The 19,845-nt window shown below is 67.7% G+C and carries 19 protein-coding genes; 8 read left to right on the forward strand and 11 right to left on the reverse strand.

What is annotated here, in order from left to right:
• Positions 1–83: 83 nt before the first annotated feature.
• Positions 84–302 (forward strand): hypothetical protein, encoded by a 219-nt coding sequence (locus CQ045_RS15810; protein WP_105725427.1) that lies wholly within the window; start codon positions 84–86, stop codon positions 300–302.
• 31 nt (positions 303–333) lie between these two features.
• On the opposite strand, the gene CQ045_RS15815 is transcribed toward CQ045_RS15810, so the two are convergent.
• A complete protein-coding gene (locus tag CQ045_RS15815) occupies positions 334–1,374 on the reverse strand; it encodes an alanine racemase (protein WP_105725429.1) in 1,041 nt (346 codons plus the stop codon).
• Positions 1,371–2,075 (reverse strand): alanine racemase, encoded by a 705-nt coding sequence (locus CQ045_RS15820; protein ID WP_258131102.1) that lies wholly within the window; start codon positions 2,073–2,075, stop codon positions 1,371–1,373. The genes CQ045_RS15815 and CQ045_RS15820 overlap by 4 nt, the downstream gene beginning before the upstream one ends.
• A gap of 80 nt (positions 2,076–2,155) precedes the next feature.
• Between CQ045_RS15820 and CQ045_RS15825 the strand changes: the two genes are divergently transcribed.
• Complete coding sequence (locus tag CQ045_RS15825; protein WP_105725433.1) at positions 2,156–3,172, forward strand: sugar-transfer associated ATP-grasp domain-containing protein; 1,017 nt, start codon at positions 2,156–2,158, stop codon at positions 3,170–3,172.
• A gap of 61 nt (positions 3,173–3,233) precedes the next feature.
• Here CQ045_RS15825 and CQ045_RS15830 read toward each other — a convergent pair whose 3' ends face one another.
• From CQ045_RS15830 to CQ045_RS15840, 3 genes are all read right to left on the reverse strand, one after another.
• Positions 3,234–3,926 (reverse strand): coenzyme F420-0:L-glutamate ligase, encoded by a 693-nt coding sequence (locus CQ045_RS15830; protein ID WP_181156607.1) that lies wholly within the window; start codon positions 3,924–3,926, stop codon positions 3,234–3,236.
• On the reverse strand, positions 3,926–5,164 hold the full coding sequence (locus CQ045_RS15835) for an RNA polymerase sigma factor (RefSeq protein ID WP_105725437.1): 1,239 nt from the start codon (positions 5,162–5,164) through the stop codon (positions 3,926–3,928). Before CQ045_RS15835 ends, CQ045_RS15830 begins: the two co-directional genes overlap by 1 nt.
• 168 nt (positions 5,165–5,332) lie before the next feature.
• Positions 5,333–6,274 (reverse strand): proteasome assembly chaperone family protein, encoded by a 942-nt coding sequence (locus CQ045_RS15840; protein ID WP_105725439.1) that lies wholly within the window; start codon positions 6,272–6,274, stop codon positions 5,333–5,335.
• 113 nt (positions 6,275–6,387) lie between these two features.
• Here CQ045_RS15840 and CQ045_RS15845 point away from each other — a divergent pair, with 113 nt between their 5' ends.
• The 3 genes from CQ045_RS15845 (at position 6,388) to sucB (ending at position 11,104) form a co-directional block, all read left to right on the forward strand.
• Positions 6,388–7,860 carry a leucyl aminopeptidase gene (locus CQ045_RS15845; RefSeq protein WP_105725441.1) on the forward strand — a complete coding sequence of 491 codons (1,473 nt, stop codon included), beginning with the start codon at positions 6,388–6,390 and terminating at the stop codon, positions 7,858–7,860.
• 3 nt (positions 7,861–7,863) lie between these two features.
• Positions 7,864–9,237, forward strand: coding sequence for a dihydrolipoyl dehydrogenase (lpdA, locus tag CQ045_RS15850; RefSeq protein WP_105725443.1), 1,374 nt, complete (start codon positions 7,864–7,866; stop codon positions 9,235–9,237).
• 67 nt (positions 9,238–9,304) lie between these two features.
• Positions 9,305–11,104, forward strand: coding sequence for a 2-oxoglutarate dehydrogenase, E2 component, dihydrolipoamide succinyltransferase (gene sucB, locus CQ045_RS15855; RefSeq protein WP_105725445.1), 1,800 nt, complete (start codon positions 9,305–9,307; stop codon positions 11,102–11,104).
• An 11-nt stretch (positions 11,105–11,115) separates the two neighbouring features.
• On the opposite strand, the gene CQ045_RS15860 is transcribed toward sucB, so the two are convergent.
• Positions 11,116–12,516: a hypothetical protein gene (locus CQ045_RS15860; RefSeq protein WP_258131104.1), complete on the reverse strand. Its 1,401-nt coding sequence runs from the start codon at positions 12,514–12,516 to the stop codon at positions 11,116–11,118.
• 224 nt (positions 12,517–12,740) lie between these two features.
• Between CQ045_RS15860 and CQ045_RS15865 the strand changes: the two genes are divergently transcribed.
• Complete coding sequence (locus CQ045_RS15865) at positions 12,741–13,451, forward strand: DUF4191 family protein (protein WP_105725540.1); 711 nt, start codon at positions 12,741–12,743, stop codon at positions 13,449–13,451.
• A 65-nt stretch (positions 13,452–13,516) separates the two neighbouring features.
• Here the strand turns inward: CQ045_RS15865 and CQ045_RS15870 are convergent, their stop codons facing one another.
• Complete coding sequence (locus tag CQ045_RS15870; RefSeq protein ID WP_029265073.1) at positions 13,517–14,704, reverse strand: RimK family alpha-L-glutamate ligase; 1,188 nt, start codon at positions 14,702–14,704, stop codon at positions 13,517–13,519.
• Positions 14,705–14,724: 20 nt separating this feature from the next.
• On the opposite strand from CQ045_RS15870, the gene CQ045_RS15875 reads away from it, so the two are divergent.
• Positions 14,725–15,216 carry an ATP-dependent zinc protease gene (locus tag CQ045_RS15875; RefSeq protein WP_181156608.1) on the forward strand — a complete coding sequence of 164 codons (492 nt, stop codon included), beginning with the start codon at positions 14,725–14,727 and terminating at the stop codon, positions 15,214–15,216.
• A 6-nt stretch (positions 15,217–15,222) separates the two neighbouring features.
• On the opposite strand, the gene CQ045_RS15880 is transcribed toward CQ045_RS15875, so the two are convergent.
• Positions 15,223–15,651 (reverse strand): RDD family protein, encoded by a 429-nt coding sequence (locus CQ045_RS15880; protein ID WP_258131105.1) that lies wholly within the window; start codon positions 15,649–15,651, stop codon positions 15,223–15,225.
• A 147-nt stretch (positions 15,652–15,798) separates the two neighbouring features.
• Between CQ045_RS15880 and glnA the strand changes: the two genes are divergently transcribed.
• The gene (glnA, locus tag CQ045_RS15885) at positions 15,799–17,223 is read left to right on the forward strand and encodes a type I glutamate--ammonia ligase (RefSeq protein ID WP_105725453.1); all 1,425 of its coding nucleotides are present in this window, start codon (positions 15,799–15,801) and stop codon (positions 17,221–17,223) included.
• 84 nt (positions 17,224–17,307) lie between these two features.
• Here glnA and CQ045_RS15890 read toward each other — a convergent pair whose 3' ends face one another.
• From CQ045_RS15890 to CQ045_RS15900, 3 genes are read right to left on the reverse strand one after another with little or no spacing between them, the layout of a single operon-like run.
• On the reverse strand, positions 17,308–17,949 hold the full coding sequence (locus tag CQ045_RS15890) for a 2'-5' RNA ligase family protein (protein ID WP_105725455.1): 642 nt from the start codon (positions 17,947–17,949) through the stop codon (positions 17,308–17,310).
• Positions 17,946–18,755: a tyrosine-protein phosphatase gene (locus tag CQ045_RS15895; RefSeq protein WP_105725457.1), complete on the reverse strand. Its 810-nt coding sequence runs from the start codon at positions 18,753–18,755 to the stop codon at positions 17,946–17,948. The genes CQ045_RS15890 and CQ045_RS15895 overlap by 4 nt, the downstream gene beginning before the upstream one ends.
• A 37-nt stretch (positions 18,756–18,792) precedes the next feature.
• A complete protein-coding gene (locus CQ045_RS15900; RefSeq protein WP_105725459.1) occupies positions 18,793–19,734 on the reverse strand; it encodes a DUF1214 domain-containing protein in 942 nt (313 codons plus the stop codon).
• Positions 19,735–19,845 lie beyond the last annotated feature (111 nt).

Genomic DNA, 19,845 nt, shown 5'->3' on the forward strand with positions numbered 1-19,845 from the left:
CGCAAACCGGGCATGCGCACAGGCAGGGCGTGGTTGTATTGACCAAATCCCCCAGCGAAGCCGACACCCGAGGAGGCACCGAGATGAACGCAACGACCGAACGTGACACCTCCACCATCGAGTTCCGTCTGACCGCCGCCGATCGCTGTGATTCCTGTGGTGCTCAGGCGTACATCGCCGCCGAGGTCAACGGCTCCGAGCTCCTGTTCTGCGCCCACCACGGCCGCAAGTACGAAGAGAAGCTCCGCAGCATCGCCACCAGCTGGCACGACGAGACCGCTCGTCTCGTCGAGACGGTCTGATCGAGTCCTGAACCCGGTCAGCTGACTCCGATCAGTCGACGACGACCCTCCGCACCCGCGGTGTGAGCCGCGTGAGGATTTCCTCGCCTACGGTGTCGATCCGCTCCGCGAGGGTCGTCGCCGACGTCTCGCCGCGGTCTCCCGGACCGAACAGGGCGACCTCGTCGCCGATCCGCGCGCCCGGCCATCCGTGAACGACCGACGTCGTGGGACCGATGGAGCGGAGCACCCGTGCTCCATCCGGCGTGCCGACGTGCGCGCCGGACAATGTGGAAGGCAGCCCGTCGAAACTCCCCATGTCGATCGTCGCATCGCCATCGGCGATCTCGGTGACCTCGGCGACGAGGGTCGCCACCGGACGGACGCCCTCGATTTCCGGCCCATCCGCGGAGCGGATGCCGTAGCAGAACGCTCCGATACGCGACACGTTCCCCCGCAGCTCCGGCCGCCACCACGACGCCGCGGATGCGGTCAGATGCAGGGCATCGGGCATCGGACCCGACTCCCCCACGATGCGGACAGCATCCAGGAAGGCAGCCTGCGCGATGTCGTCATCCGCGTCGCTCGCCTCGGCGATGTGGCTCCATACGCCGTCGAGTACCAGCAACCCTGAGCGCTCGGCCCGCCGCGCTTCGGCGACCGCGGACTCCCAGTCCTCGGGGAGCACACCGTTGCGGTGCAGGCCCGTGTCGATCTTGAGATGCACCCGTGCACGCGCGCCCAGCGCTTCTGCGCGTGAGACGATCCGGCGCAGATAGTCGATCGTGCCGACGCCGAGATCGATGTCCTGCAGCAGCGCGTCATCGATCTCCTCGTCGGACGACGTCGCCCAGGCGAAGATCCGGACATCGCCGCCCGCGACCCGTCGTGTCGCGATCCCGCTGCGGATGTCATAGCTTCCGAACCACCCGATCCCCGCTTCGACGGCTGTCTCCACGGCCCAGGAGAGCCCGTGCCCGTAGGCGTCGTCCTTGAGCACCAGCATCAGGGCAGACGGTGCCACGCGCGAGCGCACGGCCTCGACGTTCGCGCGGAACGCGCTGCTGCTCAGACGCAGCTCCGGACGCATCATGCCTCCCACCCCCGCACGGCGTGGGCGCCGGCGACCGTGACCAGCTCCGCCGGGCGCATCCCTGTGATCTCCGCCCAGCGCGCGAGCCCCGCGGTCACGGAACCTCCACCGCCGAAGTAGGTGACCTCCGCCCCGGTGCGGACGTCTCCCCCTTCGAGGTCGACCACGCAGACGTCCATCGCGACCCGCCCGACGATGGGTCGGTCGACACCGTCGATCTCGACACGGGCACGGTTACCGAGCGACCTGACGACCCCCTGGGCATACCCGCCGGTGACCAGCGCTACCGTGGTGTCGACGGCGGCGCGATAGGTGTATCCGTAGGAGACGGCGTCGCCCGTCCGGAGCCGCTTCGTGGAGAGGACACGGCCCGTCAGACGCATGACGGGTCGCGTCACGAGCATCCCCGTGGCATCGGGCAGCCCGTAGAGGAGGGTCGCATCGATGTCCGGCTCGCCCGCGGTGACGCCGTCGATGCCCTCGAGCCGCAATGCGTCGACTTCGCCGCGCGCGTCCACGAGAACGCTGTCGGCGCCGGCCGCGGTCACCGCCTGCGCGACGGCGAGAACCCCGTGCCCCCAGGCGTCGCGGCGGAGATCGGCGACGCGCCCGCCGGCGAGCACTGCTGCGGAGGCTCCTGCGGCCAGCCCGGAGCGGGAGATTATGGCGCGGGGCAGGGCGCTCGAAGTCGTCTCACACACGCGCTCCAGCCTATCTTCCACCTCCCAGGTCGGTCTCCCGAGCCCCCGTAGACTGGTGGGGACCCCGACCCTGGAGCCTCATGTCTCGTCTTTCCCTCGCGCCCCGCATTCGCTATCTGCTGGGACGTGCTCGCCGCATCGACGTCGGATCGGTGGTGGATCGAGCCAAGGAGGCGTCGGAACAGCACCACAAGGCCGTGCCCGCCATCGTCGTCGACATGCTCTGGTCCGCCGCGCGGCACAACGTCGGGTTCCAGGACTACATCGACTACGACTTCGCCATGCTGACCAGGGCAGAGCGCGAGACGTTCATGACGCACCCGGTGTCGAACCAGCTCTCCCAGCGTTACGACCATCCGGACTACCGCTGGATCTTCCAGGACAAGGTCGAGTTCGACAAGCAGTTCTCTCCCTTCCTGAAGCGCGAGTGGCTGGTCGTCGAGGAGGGCAATGCGGATGCGGTCCGGGAGCTCACCCAGCGCCTCGGCACGATCGTCACGAAAGAGCCGGTCGGCCAGGCCGGGACAGGTGTGCACCGTTACCACGCCGCCGACATCGAGGACTGGGACGACTTCCACCGCGGGCTGCTGGCGCGCGGTGAGCTGCTGATCGAAGAGGTGATCCGGCAGCACGACGCACTCGCTGCCGTGTGCCCCGGCACCGTGAACACGACGCGCATCACAGCGTTCTTCGACGGTGAGAAGGCACACATCCTCGCGATGGCGCAGAAGTTCGGTCGCGGCGCTGTCAGCGACCAGATGACCTTCGGTGGTTTCTACACGATGCTGGACGAGAACGGCCACTCCGTGGGTGCGGGTTACGACTCGCACGGACACGTGCACGAGACGCATCCCGATTCCGGCTACCGCATCGCCGACTTCCAGCTGCCGTACATGGACGAGGTGCGGGCATTCATCGACGAGGTCGCCCGGGTCGTGCCCCAGGTGCAGTACGTGGGGTGGGACATCGTCGTGTCCCCGGACGGACCGGTGCTCGTCGAGGGCAACTGGGGCGCCGGCGTATACGAGAACAAGCCCAGCGTCACCGGCATCCGGACGGGTCACAAGCCCCGCTACCGCGAGGTCATCGGCTTCTGAACCTACGAAGAGGGCCCCGGATGCTCGGCATCCGGGGCCCTCTTCGTAGGTTCCTGACGGGTCAGATCGCGCGGACGATGCCGAGCGGCGTGGACTCCAGGCCCTGGCCGAGCGGGTTGTCGCCGAGGATCTTCACCAGGCGACGCTCGCCGTCCTTGTCGAGGGTCGATCCGAGGATGTTGCCCCCGAGGTCGTTGATGTCGACCACGGCGACCTCCGCCTGGCCTCCGATCAGCGCCTTCACGCGGGCGGCGACGCCATCCGGATCCTTCGGGCCGAGGACGACCGCCTCGTTGTACGGAGGGATGGTGTGCTTGGTGGGACCGTCGATCGCACGCGCCTTGTCGCCCGCGATGCGGTAGAAGTCACCACGACGACCGAACGCCTTGGTCACCGCTGCGACCGCGGACGCGAACAGGATGCGGGGCGTGCCGCACTCCCGCAACGCCATCTCCATCGTCTCCGGCATGCCGAGACCGATGCCGTAGGGCGTGCGGGTGACGTACTTGGAGAGGAACAGAGCGAGCTTGCGAGGCTTGATCTCGTCGAGTCGGTAGGACCGCCCCTGCGTGATCGCCACGATCTTCTCGGTCACGAACAGCAGGTCACCCGGCTGCACGGCGTCCTTCGCGTACTCCGTGATGACGGCGGCGAGGTCGTCATCCGGCATCACGACACGGGTGCGCAGCGGAATGCGCGCATAGCTCTTGCCGTCGACGCTCGTCTCGAGCGCCTTGCCCTCGTTCGCCTGCATCACTCGAGGTAGTCCCGCAGCGACTGCGAGCGGCTCGGGTGGCGGAGCTTCGCCATCGTCTTCGACTCGATCTGGCGGATGCGCTCACGGGTCACACCGAACGTGTCACCGATCTGGTCGAGCGTCTTCGGCTGACCGTCGCCCAGGCCGAAGCGCATGCGGATCACACCGGCCTCGCGCTCGGAGAGCGAGTCGAGCAGCTGCTCGAGCTGGCGCTGCAGCATCGTGAAGCCCACGGCATCGGCAGGGACCACGGCCTCGGTGTCCTCGATGAGGTCACCGAACTCGCTGTCTCCGTCTTCACCGAGCGGGGTGTGCAGGGAGATCGGCTCGCGACCGTACTTCTGCACCTCGACGACCTTCTCCGGCGTCATGTCGAGCTCGCGACTGAGCTCTTCCGGAGTGGGTTCGCGGCCGAGGTCCTGCAGCATCTGACGCTGCACACGGGCGAGCTTGTTGATGACCTCCACCATGTGAACGGGGATGCGGATCGTCCGGGCCTGGTCTGCCATGGCGCGGGTGATCGCCTGGCGGATCCACCACGTCGCGTACGTCGAGAACTTGAAACCCTTGGTGTAGTCGAACTTCTCGACCGCGCGGATCAGACCGAGGTTGCCCTCCTGGATCAGGTCCAGGAACTGCATCCCGCGGCCGGTGTAGCGCTTCGCGAGGGAGACGACGAGACGGAGGTTCGCGCCGAGCAGGTGGCTCTTCGCGCGCTGACCGTCACGGGCGACCCACTGCAGGTCGAGTCCGAGCTGGCCCGTCTTCTCTGCAGGTGACATCGCCGACAGCTTCTCTTCGGCGAAGAGGCCCGCCTCGATGCGCATCGCGAGCTCGACCTCTTCGGCCGCGTTCAGCAGAGCGACCTTTCCGATCTGCTTCAGGTAGTCCTTGACCGGGTCGGCCGTCGCTCCGGTGATCTGCGTCGAGTAGACCGGGACGTCTTCGTCGTCGTTCGACGAGATGACGATCGCGCCGGTCGGCAGCGGCTCGGTGAACTTCGGCTTGGCGTCTTCGTCCTCGTCGTCGTCGACAGCGGCCACGGCAGGAGCCTCGTCTTCTTCGACGACGTCCTCGGCCTTCTTCTTCTTGACGGGGGCGCGCTTCGCGGCAGCACGCTTGGCCGCGCTCAGCGGCGCGGGCTTCTCGGGCGCTTCGGCCTCGACCGGAGCGTCGGCGGTCGTCTCTTCGGCAGCCTTCTTCGTCCGGGTGTTCTTCGTCGTGGCAGGAGTCACGTTTCGCCTTTCACGGGGCTGCTGGGTAGCCCCGGGACATTTCGGACACTAGTAAGACCCTTGTCAAGTCCAGTGCTCGAAAACACCGATTGACAACGGGTCAGAGTCCTAGTATCGCACACGTGTGGCGATGCGGATGCATTCCGTCGAAGTTCTCGCGTATCCGCTTCAACCGCGGCCCGGTTTGTCTTCGTCGCCGGACGGACGCGAAGCCAGGTAACGCTCCAGCTCAGCGGCCAGCTCATCGGCGCTGGGAAGATCGCGCTCGCTGAAACCGCCCTCGTCGTACGTGTCGTCATCGGGGTTCCGGCCGGCCATGTACGCGTCGTAGCGGCGCTCGAGGTTGTGCACCATCTGCTGGAGCTCGTCGTTTCCCGCCACCTGCTCGTCGACACGGGTCAGGTAGTCCTCGCGGCGCTCCTGCACGGCATCCAGCATCAACACGAGTCCTGTGGAGGCCATCAGGCGTTCGGCGGCGGCGATGACCGCGTCCGGGTTCTCCGTCTCGGCGAGATAGTGCGGCACGAGCAGCACGAAGCCGACGGCGCGGTCGCCGCGCTCGACGAATCGGAACTCGAGGAGATGACCGGCCGTCGCGGGCACCTGGGTGCGCGGTCGCCACACCGAATGTGCGACCGTGAGCTCACGGCGGTTCCCGCTGACGGTGGTGCCGATCGGTCGGGTGTGGGGGACGGGCATCGCGATCGAATGCACCCAGTGCAGGCCCGAAACCTCGAACTCCGCCGCCAAGGAGAGCACCGTGCTCGCGAAAGCATTCCACGCGAAATCGGGCTCGTAGCCGGCGAGAAGCAGGAACGGACGCCCGAGGGCATCCGTCGCGAGCGAAAGCTCCAGCCGCGGCGGCCGGAACTCGGTCAGGTGATCCTGATCGAACGAGATCACGGGTCGACGAGCCCGGTAGTCCAGCAGCACGTCGTTGTCGAACACGACGATCGGCTCCGGAGAAGCCGTCTCGCGCAGGTGATCGATGAGGCCGGAGACCGCGCTCCCGGCATCGGTGAAACCGGTGAGAAGCAGCACCAGGGGCAGGCCGTGCGGCACCGTCGGCGCAATCGCGACGCGTTCGTGGATCTCACCGGAGAAGGGCATGCCTCCATGCTACGAGCAGGTCCGGATGCGAGGGCGCGGCACATCATGCTGAGAGCGAACACGCGCACCGAGGGCGCGCGACCATGCTGCGGCGGAGATCCTAGGATGGAGGCATGACGCTTCCCGTGCTCTCGCACACCACCGCTCAGTTCCCCGGAAGCGCTGCAGATGCCGCAGTGCTCGTCGTCTCCTCCCTCTCCGAGTCGACCGAATCACTCGCCGCCTACCCCGGCCTCGCGGACGCGCTGTCCGGCGTCGGATTCACCGGTTCGACCGGATCCTTCACCCGGGTGTACGCACCGGATGTGACCTCGCTCCCCTTCGCGGTCGTCGGCGCGGGAGACAAGCCGGATGCCGCAGCCGTGCGCAATGCCGCCGGTGTCGCGCTGCGCACACTCGTCGGATTCGATCACGTCGCCGTCGCGCTCTCCGACGACCTCGCGGAGTTCGCCGCAGCGGCGGCCGAGGGAGCGGTGCTCGGTGGTCACCGATTCGACGGATACCGCACCGAGAAGGGCAAGACACGCGCCACCGCGGTCACTCTGCACTCGCCCCTCGAAGACGAAGCCGCCGTCCGCGCCCAGGTCGTGGGCGATGCCGTCGCCCTCATCAAGGACCTCGTGAACGTCCCCGCCGAATGGCAGAGCCCCGCGCAGCTCGCGCAGAGCGCCGCCGACAGCGTCGCCGACCTCGATGTCACCGTCGAGATCTTCGACGAGACCGCCCTCGCCGAGAAGGGCTTCGGCGGCATCCTCGGCGTCGGTCAGGGATCGGATCGTCCCCCGCGACTCGTACGCCTCGACTACTCCCCCGCCGCCGCCGAGCGACACATCGCGCTCGTCGGCAAGGGCATCACCTTCGACACCGGCGGTCTGTCGCTCAAGCCCGCGGCATCCATGGTCGGGATGAAGTTCGACATGGCGGGAGCAGCAACGTCTCTCGCCGCGCTCCGTGCGATCGCCGCACTGCGACTCCCGGTCCGTGTGACCGCGTGGCTGTGCATCACGGACAACATGCCGTCCGGTCGTGCGCTCCGGCCGGGCGATGTCATCCGAATCCTCGACGGCACGACCGTCGAAGTGCAGAACACCGACGCCGAGGGCCGACTGGTGCTCGCAGACGGACTCGTGGCCGCGAGCCGTGAGCAGCCGGACGTCATCATCGATGTCGCCACCCTCACGGGCGCGATCGTCGCGGCCTTGGGACATCGCCACACCGGCGTCTTCGGCGACGATGACACGGTCGCAGAGTTCCTCGCGGCTGCCGCGGATGCGGACGAGCCCGCCTGGCACATGCCCCTGCCGACGTACATGGAGGAGTCGCTCGAGTCCCCCATCGCCGATCTGCAGAACGCGAACATGGGAGACCGCATGGGCGGTGCCTCGTTCGCCGGCTTGTTCCTTCGCCGATTCGTCGGTCGCACCTCGGAGGCCGAAGATGCACCGCGGATCCCGTGGGTTCACCTCGACATCGCAGGTTCCGGCGAACACGGCGGATCTCCGTACGGCTTCACCGAGAAGGGCCCCACGGGGGCGATGGCCCGATCGATCATCGCCTTCGCCGCAGCATCCCACAAGGAGGCATGACAAATGACCACTCACACCTTCGACATCGTCGTCCTGGGCGGCGGCAGCGGCGGATACGCCGCGGCATTGCGCGCGAGCGAACTCGGCAAATCCGTCGCACTGATCGAGAAGGACAAGGTCGGCGGCACCTGCCTGCACCGCGGCTGCATTCCCACCAAGGCTCTGCTGCACGCGGCCGAGGTCGCCGAGCACGTGCGTGACGCCGCGTCCGTCGGTGTGACCGCCACGCTCGACGGCATCGACCCGGCCGGCGTACGCGCGTATCGGGAAGGCATCGTCGCCAAGAAGTTCAAGGGCCTCGAAGGTCTCGTGAAGGCCCGAGGCATCACGACCGTCCCCGGTCTCGGTCGACTCAACCCCGACCGCAGCGTGAGCGTCGGCGACGACGTGTACGTGGGAACGGACGTCGTGCTCGCGACCGGCTCGTACAGCCGATCGCTGCCCGGCCTCGACATCGGCGGCCGAATCCTCACCAGCGAGCAGGCACTCGCCCTCGACGTCATCCCCGAGCGCGTCATCATCCTCGGCGGCGGTGTGATCGGTGTCGAGTTCGCCAGCGTCTGGCGGTCCTTCGGCGCCGAGGTCACGATCGTCGAGGCGCTGCCGCACCTCGTGCCGAACGAGGACATCGCGCTCAGCAAGGGCCTCGAGCGCGCATTCCGCCGTCGGGGCATCCAGTACTCCCTGGGCATCCGCTTCCAGAGCGCCACACAGGACGACTCGTCCGTCACTGTCACCCTCGATGACGGCAAGGAGTTCACGGCCGACTATCTTCTCGTCGCCGTGGGGCGCGGTCCGGTCACCTCCGACCTCGGGTTCGAGGAGGCCGGTATAACTCTTGACCGGGGCTTCGTCACGGTCGACCAGGACCTGCGCACCGGCGTCGCAGGCGTGTGGGCCGTGGGCGACATCGTCCCGGGTCTCCAGCTCGCTCACCGCGGATTCCAGCAGGGCATCGCGGTCGCCGAGCGCATCGCCGGCCTCTCCCCCGCGAACATCCCGGACGTGCAGATCCCCAAGGTGACGTACTCGAGCCCCGAGGTCGCCTCGGTCGGAGTGACCGAGGAAGCGGCGGTCGCCGAGCACGGTGCAGACGCGATCGTCGCCTATGAGTACAACCTCGCCGGCAACGGCAAGAGCGAGATCATCGGAACGTCCGGCCTCGTCAAGGTCGTCCGCCTCAAAGACGGCCCCGTGGTCGGCGTGCACCTGCTCGGCGATCGCGTGGGCGAGCTCATCACCGAGGGTCAGCTCGCTGTCGCCTGGGAGGCGCACCCCGAGGACGTCGCTCCGCTGATCCACGCCCACCCCACACAGAGCGAGGCCCTCGGCGAAGCGTTCCTCGCCCTCGCCGGCAAGCCCCTGCACGCCCTCTGAGCACCAACCGGTGCCCGAGTCACTAAGCTAGATAAGCGTCATACAACTTCCTGAAGGAGACTCAGTCATGAGCACATCCGTCGTCCTCCCCGCTCTCGGCGAGAGCGTCACAGAGGGTACGGTCACCCGCTGGCTCAAGCAGGTGGGAGACACCGTGCAGGCGGATGAAGGCCTGCTCGAGATCTCGACCGACAAGGTCGACACCGAGATCCCCTCCCCCGTCAGCGGCGTGATCGAGGAGATCCTCGTGGCCGAGGACGAGACCGTCGAGGTCGGCGCTCTTCTCGCGCGGATCGGTGACGGCGCCGCCGCTGCTCCCGCAGCCGATGCTCCCGCCGCTGCCGAGCCCGCCGCTGAAGCAGCGCCCGCCGAGGCTCCGGCTGCCGAGGCTCCGGCAGCGGAGGCTCCGGCAGCGGAGGCTCCGGCCGAAGCTCCGACGGCCGAGGCTGCGCCCGCAGCCCCGTCCGGAGATGCGACGGACATCGTGCTTCCCGAGCTGGGCGAGAGCGTCACCGAAGGCACCGTCACTCGCTGGCTGAAGCAGGTCGGTGACAGCATCGAGGTCGACGAGGCCCTTCTGGAGATCTCCACCGACAAGGTCGACACCGAGATCCCGTCGCCCGTGGCCGGTGTGCTGCAGGAGATCGTCGCCGCCGAGGACGAGACCGTCGAGGTCGGCGCGGTGCTCGCACGCGTCGGCTCGGGTGCCGCCCCGGAACCGGCCGCCCCTGCACCTGCCGCGGAGGCTCCGGCCGCCGCCCCCGCACCTGCCGCAGAGACTCCGGCCCCGGCCCCGGCGGCTGCGCCTGCTGCTCCTGCACCGGCAGCTGCCGCCGCTCCGGCTGCTCCGGCCCCCGCAGCAGCACCGGCCGAAGCTCCGGCGCCTGCCGCGGCTCCGGCGCCTGCCGCGGCTCCGGCTCCGGCTCCGGCCGCACCGAAGCTCTCGCTGCCGACCGAGAACGACAACCTCTATGTGACGCCGCTGGTGCGTCGTCTGGCCGCACAGCAGGGCGTGGATCTCGCTACGGTCAGCGGGACCGGCGTCGGCGGTCGCATCCGCAAGGAAGACGTGCTCAAGGCAGCAGAGACCGCTTCGGCAGCCCCGGCTGCTGCACCGGCAGCCGCTGCGCCGGCTCCGCTCGAGGTCTCGCCGCTGCGTGGCACCACGCAGCCGATGTCGCGTCTGCGCAAGGTCCTCGCCAAGCGCGCCGTCGAGTCCATGCAGCAGACCGCCCAGCTGACGACGGTCGTCGAGGTCGACGTCACTGCGCTCTCCGACTACCGCGACAGCGTGAAGGCCTCCTTCCTGGAGAAGACCGGCGACAAGCTGTCGTTCCTGCCGTTCTTCGCTCTCGCCACTGCCGAGGCGCTGCAGGCCTTCCCGATCGTGAACGCTACGGTCGACGGCGAGAACATCGTGTATCCGGCCAGCGAGAACGTGTCGATCGCGGTCGACACCGAACGCGGACTGCTCACTCCGGTGCTGCGTGACGCCGCGTCAAAGAACATCGCGCAGATCGCGCACGAGATCGCCGATCTCGCCGCGCGCACCCGCGACAACAAGCTGAAGCCCGACGAGCTGGCCGGAGGAACGTTCACGCTGACCAACACCGGTTCGCGGGGCGCCCTGTTCGACACTCCGGTCGTCTTCCTCCCGCAGTCGGCGATCCTCGGCACCGGAACGGTCGTCAAGCGCCCCGGTCTGGTGAAGGTCGGCGGCGCGGATGCGATCGCCATCCGGTCTTACGTGTACCTCGCACTCTCGTACGATCACCGGATCATCGATGGGGCAGACGCGGCACGCTTCCTGGGCGCGGTGAAGACTCGACTCGAGTCGGCGCAGTTCGCCGCTCAGCTCGGCGCCTGACCTCGGCGTAATCACTCTGGCTGGTCCGCGACGTCGTAGACGTCGCGGACCAGCCATTTCTCGTCTGCGCGCACGAGGACGAGCATCGCCTGCGGGGACGCGCCCACTCGCCCGCCCTCGACGTCGCCCTCACGCGCACCCCCGCTGAGCCGCATCACGGCGACGTCTCCGTACACGTCGACGACCTCCGCGGTCGAGGAGCCCGGCTCCACGGTCGCAAGAGCATCCATGACGCCGACGGAGCCCGCAGCCACCCCGCCGGCGCACTCCGCGTCTCCCGCGGCGCGGCACTCCGCGATCGTCTTCAACAGTCCGGAGACTGCCGCCACAGGGTCCCCGGCGGCGGAGTCCGGCTCGACCTTCTTGTCACCACCGGCATCGGTCGTCGGATGGGTCTCCTCCTCCGCCTTCCGCTCGTGTGACGGCACCGCGGACGGCTTACCGCCGGTCGCGTCCGAGGCTTGACTCGGCGCGTCGCCGCTCGGCCAGAGCAGTCCTCCGACGAGCACGATCGCAGCGGCCGCGCCCGCGATCATGAACGAGCGCCGTCGGAGGCGCCCTCGCGCATCGGCGCCTGCAGCTTCAGGCACCCCCGCAGTGCGCCGCTCGGGAATCATCTTCCGGATTCCTCGGACGAGGATGCGGATCACGCCGAGGAAGTCCTCCACGGCACCATGGATGAATCCCCCTCCATCCGTGGCACGTCGAGGGTTGCGGGTTCCTGCCCGATCCGCGCGCAGCCGCTGGCCACTCGACGGCGCGACAAGGTCACGCGCGGCAACCGCGCGCGCGACGTCCCTGGCGCGTTCGGGCGCGTGGGAACTCCGCTCCAGCGGCTGCGGTGCGGCGACGCTCAGCAGTTCCTGCTCCCACGCATCTGTGAGCCTGCGCGGAAGGCGCGGCTGAGCGAGAGCCTTCCCCAGTCCCTCCTCGACCGCGCCGAGCGCGCGCCTGAGCACCTTGTCGGTGCACTGCTCCCGCAACCGCTGGATCACCTCCACAGCTCCCTCCCGTGCATCGGGGCCATCCCCGAAGACGAACATCGGGCGCCCACCATCAGTGAGCCACCACACGCCGCTCCGTACTCCATCGACCCCTTCTCCCAGTTCGTCGAGTCCCCGCAGGAGACTGATCACGAGCGTGCTGCATTCGCCCGGTGCCAGCGCTCCTCCCTCCGCAGTGCGACGAACCAGGAACCCCAGGACCCGGTCCGTGCACCACGGAAGGAGCGCATCGTGCCCTCCCCTGCGCCGACAGACGTCGATGGGTGCGGCGACGTGTTCCGCGCCCGAGAACCGCCAACCCACCCAGCCCCCGAGGGCGACGGCGTCCACCCGCACCGCCACCCCATCCCCCTGGGTGACCAGGGTGCCCGCGAACGGCCCCTCCTTCGCATCGAGTGTCCGGACCACCCGATGCGCCCCCGGTAGAAGCGCTGTTCCCCGGCCGCCCTCGATCTCGTCATCTGCCATTCCTCCATCACAGCGGAGCGAGGGCCGGCTCCGACCCCCTTTCCGGCCCATCGGGACAGATCTCCGCCGGCGTGGCGATCGTGCAGGACGAGTGGGAGTCCTTCCGCTCCGCTCCGCGCGAACGACGACATCACGAGGCCCGCGGACTCGGTAGGCTGGTCCTCATGGCAAAGCGTGCTTCTGAACCCGAAAAGCGTCCTGGGTTCTTCTCCCAGATCAAGTCCCTCTTCCGGTTCACGCGTGAGGCTTATTCCTGGCTCCCCTGGGCACAGATCGCGATCCTCGTCGGCGGAGTCCTCGTCGGCCTCCTCGCCGGATATCTGATCCCGCCCTTCCAGGTCTGGACGCTCATCCTCTGGGGCATCACCGGTCTGATGCTGGGCATCCTCGGCGCCCTGTTCCTCATGACACGGCTGTCGACGTCCGCGATGTACATGAAGATCGACGGCATGCCCGGGGCCACCGGCCACGTGCTCAGCACCAGCCTCGGACGCAGCTGGCAGGCGTCCGAGACTCCCGTCGGCATCAACCCGAAGACGCAGGAGGCGGTCTACCGCACCATCGGCCGCGGCGGCATCGTCGTCGTGGGCGAAGGCGCACGCGGGCGGCTCACGCGTCTCGTCAACGAGGAGCGCAGCAAGGCCCAGCGCGTCGCACACGGCGTCCCGGTCACGGTCCTCTACGTCGGGCACGGCGATGACGAGGTCGCGATCGCCGATCTGTCCAAGACGATCAAGAAGCTCCCGAAGGCGATCGACAAGGCCACGATGGCTGCCGTCATCCGCCGCGTGGACTCCGTCTCGCAGTCGCTGTCGTCGCTGCCGATCCCGAAGGGCATCGACCCGACGAAGGTACGCTCGCAGCGCCCTCGCTGAGCTCCGACGCCACAGACTTCTCGAACGCGGTCATCCTCCTTGGAGGGTGGCCGCGCTCTTCTTTCTCACTCGGAGAGCGGCTGCCGGGGCAGACGACGGACCTTCGCGCGACGACGACGACGCTCGGGAACCATCGAACGCATCTCGTCGAGTTTGCCGAAGCAGAACAGTCGGTCGTCGGCCTCCAGGACGACGTGCTTGCGCGGGTTGGGGATCACACTGACACCGCGATGCAGCGTGAGCACCGTGATGTCGCGCTCCCAGAGGCCGGCCTCACCCAGGGTCTTCCCCACGAGGTCGACCGCACCGTGCACCATGAGCTCGGCGACTCCGTAGCCCGTCGAGACCGTCAGACGCTGGCGCACGTCGATCTCGGGGAACGCGACCTGGCCTGCGATGTAGTCGATGATGGCGCCCGCCACGTCGAGCTTCGTCGCCGTCTCGATGCCCTGGAGTCCCGGCGACGAATTGACTTCCATCACGAGCGGCCCGTCATCGCCTTCCAGCATGTCGACACCTGCCACACGCAGACCCATGATCTGCGCCGAGCGCACGGCGGCCCGCTCGTAGACGGGGTCGAGCTCGATGGCCTCGACGGATCCGCCTCGGTGGACGTTCGAGCGGAACTCGTCGCCCGCCGCGGAGCGCCGCATCGCCGCCACCACGCGGTCCCCGACGACCAGCGCGCGGATATCCCGCCCGCGGCTCTCCGAGATGAACTTCTGGATGAGCACGTTCTGCTTGGTGGAATGCAGTGTCTCGATGATCGCCTCCGCCACCTTCACCTGCGGAGCCAGGATGACGCCGATCCCCTGCGTGCCCTCGAGGAGCTTGATGACGACGGGGGCCCCGCCGACGCGCTCGATCGCCGGGCGCACGTCGGCGCGGTTGCGCACGAACGCGGTCGGTGGCATCGCGATGTTGTGCCGCGACAGGATCTGGTTGGCGCGCAGCTTGTCCCGGGCGCTCGAGATCCCGTTCGCGGTGTTCGGCGTATACACGTCCATCTGCTCGAACTGCCGCACGACGGCGGTACCGAAGTACGTGATCGAGTTCCCGATGCGCGGCAGGATCGCGTCGTAATCGCTGAGCTGCCGACCCCGGTAGTGAAGGTCCGGTTCATCAGCGGTCAGGTCGATAGCGAACCGCAGCGTATTGAGCACCTTGACGTTGTGTCCGCGCTGAAGCGCGGCAGCACGCAGTCGCTGGGTGGAGTACGCCTGCGGCGCACGGGAGAGCACTGCGATCTTCACGGGGGAATTTTCCTGCCAGGATGTATCAGGTGAGTAGGACTACCCCCCATTCAAACACCCTTACGGGGTGGCGAGAGTGGGTGAGCCTGCCCGATCTCGGAGTCGACTGGCTCAAGGCCAAGATCGACACGGGTGCGCGCACCTCCTCACTGCACGCGTTCGACATCGTGGAGTTCGAGCAGGACGACCAGCCCTGGGTCCGTTTCAAGGTCAAACCCTGGCAGGACAGCCAAGAGGATGCCGTGGTCGTCGAGTGTCCGGTCCACGACCGACGCGCGGTGCGGAGCTCATCCGGACACGCCCAGGAACGGCTCGTGGTCGAACTGCTGATCCGTCTCGTGGACCGCGAGGTGCTGGCGGAGGTCACGCTGAGCAACCGCGACGAGATGGGATTCCGGATGCTCATCGGTCGAGAAGCACTGCGCCAGGGCTTCGCCGTCGACCCGGCGCGGTCGTTCCTCGGCGGGCGAGCACCGCGCGAGGCGCGCCGCCGAAATCGCGGCAGGGCCTGACTCCGTTCAGGCGCGGATGAGGACAGCGCCCACGGCTTTGTCGTGAATGCCGCGCTGATCCGCATCCCAGATCACCGCGGGCACGACGACCACGAGCAGCAGCGTGCGGACGATCGGACGCCACAGTCCGATCCAGCCACCGTCGAGACGGACCAGGCGCATGCCCAGGATGCGGTGCCCCGGGCTGCCCCCCGCCGTCGGGATGAAGAGGATCTGCAGCACGGCGAACACCAACATCGGAGCGAACTGCGAGAGGCCCGCCTCGGTGGGCAGCGCGAACTGGTCGAACCCGAGGAAGCCGGTCGCGATGATCGTCGCCGCGGCGTAATCGATGAGGAGTGCACCGATGCGCCGGCCGGGACGGGCGATGCTTCCCGGGCCGGATTCGGGGAGACCGAGTCGCTCGCCGGGGTACGTGTTCACAGCATCCGTCACTCCCCCAGCCTACCGAGCGCGAAATGCCGCCCGGACGCCGTCTCGCCTGTAACACGCCCGAAACAAAGCGGATACCGTAGAGAAATCCCCCGTCCGTACTCTGCAGAGTGGCCGTGAAGCCATCGATCCGCATTACAGGAGTCGTACATGTTCAAAGATTCGTCCGAGGTACTGACCTACATCAAGGAGAACGACGTCAAGTTCCTTGACATCCGTTTCACCGATCTCCCTGGTGTGCAGCAGCACTTCAACATTCCTGCATCGACGGTCGACGAGGCGTTCTTCACCGACGGCCAGCTGTTCGACGGCTCCTCGATCCGTGGCTTCGCGAGCATCCACGAGTCCGACATGCAGCTCATCCCCGACGTCACGACGGCGTACGTCGACCCGTTCCGCGAGGCGAGCACCCTCGTGATGCTGTTCGACATCTACAACCCGCGCACCGGCGAGATCTACTCGAAGGACCCGCGTCAGGTCGCCAAGAAGGCAGAGAAGTACCTGACTTCGACCGGCATCGCCGACACCGCCTTCTTCGCCCCCGAGGCGGAGTTCTACATCTTCGACGACGTCCGCTACAACGTCACGTCGAACTCGAGCTTCTACAGCGTCGACTCGGAAGAGGGCGCCTGGAACACCGGCCGCGAGGAAGAGGGCGGCAACCTCGGGAACAAGACCCCCTACAAGGGCGGCTACTTCCCGGTGAGCCCTGTCGACAAGACCGCTGACCTCCGCGACGACATCACCCTCAAGCTGATCGACGCCGGGTTCATCCTCGAGCGCTCGCACCACGAGGTCGGCTCGGGCGGCCAGCAGGAGATCAACTACCGCTTCGACACGATGGTGCACGCGGCGGACGACATCCTCAAGTTCAAGTACATCGTTAAGAACACCGCCGAGGAGTGGGGGAAGGTCGCGACCTTCATGCCCAAGCCGCTGTACGGCGACAACGGCTCGGGCATGCACACCCACCAGTCGCTGTGGAGCGACGGCAAGCCGCTGTTCTACGACGAGGCCGGCTATGGCCAGCTCAGCGACATCGCACGCTGGTACATCGGCGGCATCCTGGCCCACGCGCCGGCGCTGCTCGCCTTCACCAACCCGACGCTCAACAGCTACCACCGTCTGGTCAAGGGTTTCGAGGCTCCGGTCAACCTGGTCTACTCGGCCGGAAACCGCTCCGCCGCGATCCGCATCCCGATCACGGGCTCCAACCCGAAGGCGAAGCGCATCGAGTTCCGCGCGCCCGACGCCTCCGGAAACCCCTACCTCGCCTTCGCCGCGCAGCTGATGGCGGGCCTCGACGGCATCAAGAACCGCATCGAGCCGCACGAGCCGGTGGACAAGGACCTCTACGAGCTTCCGCCCGAGGAGGCCAAGGACATCCCGCAGGTTCCGAACTCGCTGCTCGACTCGCTCGACGCCCTGGCGGCCGACCACCAGTTCCTCCTCGAGGGCGGCGTGTTCACCAAGGAGCTCATCGAGACCTGGATCTCGTACAAGTACGAGAACGAGATCCTGCCGATGGCCCAGCGCCCGCACCCGTTCGAGTACGAGCTGTACTTCGGCGTCTGACGACCGCAGCACATCGCGAAGAGCCCGTCTCAGCTTCTGCTGGGGCGGGCTCTTCCGCGTTCCGACCGGAGCGGCGCGATGCCGTCATCCCTTCCAGGTCTGCAGGCACCGCGCCGCGGCCCCGGCGTTCCCGAGCTGGTAGATGCTCAGCGCGTCCGCGGCGAAGGTGAACGGCGGGAACGGTGCCGCTTCGAGAACGGCGAGGTCCTCCGGAGCCGCCAGGCCGACGGTGACATGAGCGACGTAGTTCGCGCCGCTGTGCCGCGGCACATAGTCTTCGATGAACTCGACGGTCTCCTCACCGATATCCGGTTCGGCGGGCGTGCGCACGAAGGCCTCGGCGCTGCCTCCCCGCTCCGTGAACGGCTGGAGCACCTCGATGAGACGCGCCTGCAACGACAGGACATCGGGACCGGGCGCGACCTCGATCACGGCGATGCCGATCGACGGTTGCAGCACCACGTGAGTCAGAGCGCGGGCGGTGAGGCGCAGCGTCGACAGATCCACCGATGCGCGCACCTCCTGGATCGCCTCGCACACCTGGTCGAGTGCTGCGGTGCGCACGTACCTCTGCAGAACCGTGACGTGCGGGCGGTGATTCTCGTCGAGCGCGAATCCGGGGGGCGAGGGAATGCTCGCGAGCATCCGCCCGTTCAGATCCGCCGCGAACGCCCGCATCGGCTCATCGGGATCGAGGAGGACGTCGATCGCGGTGAGCGCCCTCATCGGCCCGAATGCACGACGAACCGGCGACGCAGTGCTTCGAGATCCGAGGTGTCGAGCCCGAGTCCTTCTGTCGCATACCCCTCGACGCTGCCGAACCGTGTGCGCGCCTCTTCGATGGCGGCCTCGAGGTACTCGCGACGGACACCGAGCACCGGGAGGAGGAGCTGGGTGTCGACGCCCTTCGCGGCTGCCACGGCGAGGAGCGGCTGGAGGGCGGGGAGCAGGTCGGCGTTCGTCTCGAGGTAGTCGGCACGCACGTCCTCCTCGCTCACGCCGAGCAGAAGGAGCAAAGAAGCGGCGGCCCAGCCCGTGCGATCCTTGCCGGTCGTGCAATGGAACAGCGCTGCGCCCGAGCGAACCGGATCGATCAGGTCGAGGTAGAACGACCGGTATGCGGCGAGAGCGGACGGAAGGCTCACGATGTTCCGGTAGGAATCCCGCATGAGGGCGACGCCCCGCCCCTCACCGAGCGACGCCGCGAGAGCAGCGGGGTCCGATGCGAGTTGGCCGACCCCGGCCGCGACATCGGTCGTGCTGTCGGCCAGCACGTCCAATCCCACGAGCTTCACGCCGTCGGGTAGGCGATCCGGAGAGGCGATGCGCTCCCCCGCGGTGCGCAGGTCGTAGACGGTCGCGACGCCGAGTCTGCGGAAGGCTTCGAGGTCATCGCCCTCCAGGCGGGCAAGAGTCGCCGACCGATACACCGCACGAGTGCGCACCAGCCCTCCATCGGCCGGCAAGCCGCCGAGATCGCGAAGATTGGGAGCGCTGCGCAACGGGACTCGACGGTCGATCACGGTGGCCATAGGAGTTCCTTCCGAGAGGCAGGCATCGTCCGTGGGGTCAGATCGTTTCGGGTCGTGGCGCGACCCAGGTGCCGTCGAGAACGGACAGGCGCGGTCGGTAGAGCCGCAACGTGTAGTTCCAGCCGGGCATGATCGTCAGCGCGTTCGTGAGGCCTACGGGGTGCGCGCTGAAGTGGATGGTGATTCCGCCGTCATCGTCCGCGGTCGCTGTCAGGCTGTTGATGCTGTTCACCCCGAGATCGTTCTGTTCGAAGTACCCAGCGGCGTTGTAGAGCGAGACGGACCAGAAGGCGTCGACAGGAACGTCCGTCAAGCGCAGGCGGTAGTCGGCGACGGGCAGGCCCTCGTCGACGCTGATATAGGTCGCTTCGTACTCGGGCAGGCCACCCCACCCGCCGGCGGCACCCAGCAGGTGCATGACCGGATCCACGTCCTCCTTCGTGCCGAACGCGCGATCGTAGGTCGAGACGCCGCGGCCGAGGGCGAGCAGAGCGTCACGGGTTTCCGACTGCGACGATTCGTCGTACTCGGGGAGCAGGAACTCTCCCGAGCCGCCGCCCTCGAGACGAAGCCCGTCCTGGAGGCGATTCACCGCGGCGACGTCGTCAGCGTCGTTCGGGTCGACGAGGATGCGAACCAGGACCGCCGCATGGTCGCTCCCGACAGCTTCGCGGGTGAGCACGTGCTCGCCGGGCTCGCGCAGCAGGAACGGCGCGTAGTGATCCTGATTCACGACGAATGCGGAGATGTAACGCCCACCGGTTTCGGGCAGCGTGAGCGTGACCCCCTCGCGTACATCGATGATGGCGCTGCTGTAGAGGGTGTCCCTGTTCTGCCGGATGATGGGCTGGTCGTCGAGGGACTTCAGCCCCCGCGTGTGATTCCACGTGCCGAGTCCGATCCCGGCGGCGAGTCGGGAGAACATCAGGTCGGACTCCGCCCGAGCGAAGTTGCGGACGTTCACTTTCGTGACGGACATGGCGTTCCTTTCTCTCGCGGAGCACACGGCACGTCGCGATGCGAAGGTCAGGGTCGGGTGGCCCGCCCCGGACGCGGCCCGGAGCAGGGCCTCGTTGCGATTCTTTCCGCC

The organism is Microbacterium sp. MYb66 (assembly GCF_002979435.1).
Taxonomy (GTDB): domain Bacteria; phylum Actinomycetota; class Actinomycetes; order Actinomycetales; family Microbacteriaceae; genus Microbacterium.

Excerpts from the sequence above, each read along its gene's own strand:
- CQ045_RS15810 (WP_105725427.1), top strand. The coding sequence starts at position 84 with ATGAACGCAACGACCGAACGTGACACCTCCACCATCGAGTTCCGTCTG.
- CQ045_RS15815 (WP_105725429.1), bottom strand. The coding sequence starts at position 1,374 with ATGATGCGTCCGGAGCTGCGTCTGAGCAGCAGCGCGTTCCGCGCGAAC.
- CQ045_RS15825 (WP_105725433.1), top strand. The coding sequence starts at position 2,156 with ATGTCTCGTCTTTCCCTCGCGCCCCGCATTCGCTATCTGCTGGGACGT.
- CQ045_RS15830 (WP_181156607.1), bottom strand. The coding sequence starts at position 3,926 with ATGCAGGCGAACGAGGGCAAGGCGCTCGAGACGAGCGTCGACGGCAAG.
- CQ045_RS15840 (WP_105725439.1), bottom strand. The coding sequence starts at position 6,274 with ATGCCCTTCTCCGGTGAGATCCACGAACGCGTCGCGATTGCGCCGACG.
- CQ045_RS15845 (WP_105725441.1), top strand. The coding sequence starts at position 6,388 with ATGACGCTTCCCGTGCTCTCGCACACCACCGCTCAGTTCCCCGGAAGC.
- lpdA (WP_105725443.1), top strand. The coding sequence starts at position 7,864 with ATGACCACTCACACCTTCGACATCGTCGTCCTGGGCGGCGGCAGCGGC.
- sucB (WP_105725445.1), top strand. The coding sequence starts at position 9,305 with ATGAGCACATCCGTCGTCCTCCCCGCTCTCGGCGAGAGCGTCACAGAG.
- CQ045_RS15865 (WP_105725540.1), top strand. The coding sequence starts at position 12,741 with ATGGCAAAGCGTGCTTCTGAACCCGAAAAGCGTCCTGGGTTCTTCTCC.
- CQ045_RS15875 (WP_181156608.1), top strand. The coding sequence starts at position 14,725 with ATGTATCAGGTGAGTAGGACTACCCCCCATTCAAACACCCTTACGGGG.
- glnA (WP_105725453.1), top strand. The coding sequence starts at position 15,799 with ATGTTCAAAGATTCGTCCGAGGTACTGACCTACATCAAGGAGAACGAC.
- CQ045_RS15890 (WP_105725455.1), bottom strand. The coding sequence starts at position 17,949 with ATGAGGGCGCTCACCGCGATCGACGTCCTCCTCGATCCCGATGAGCCG.
- CQ045_RS15895 (WP_105725457.1), bottom strand. The coding sequence starts at position 18,755 with ATGGCCACCGTGATCGACCGTCGAGTCCCGTTGCGCAGCGCTCCCAAT.
- CQ045_RS15900 (WP_105725459.1), bottom strand. The coding sequence starts at position 19,734 with ATGTCCGTCACGAAAGTGAACGTCCGCAACTTCGCTCGGGCGGAGTCC.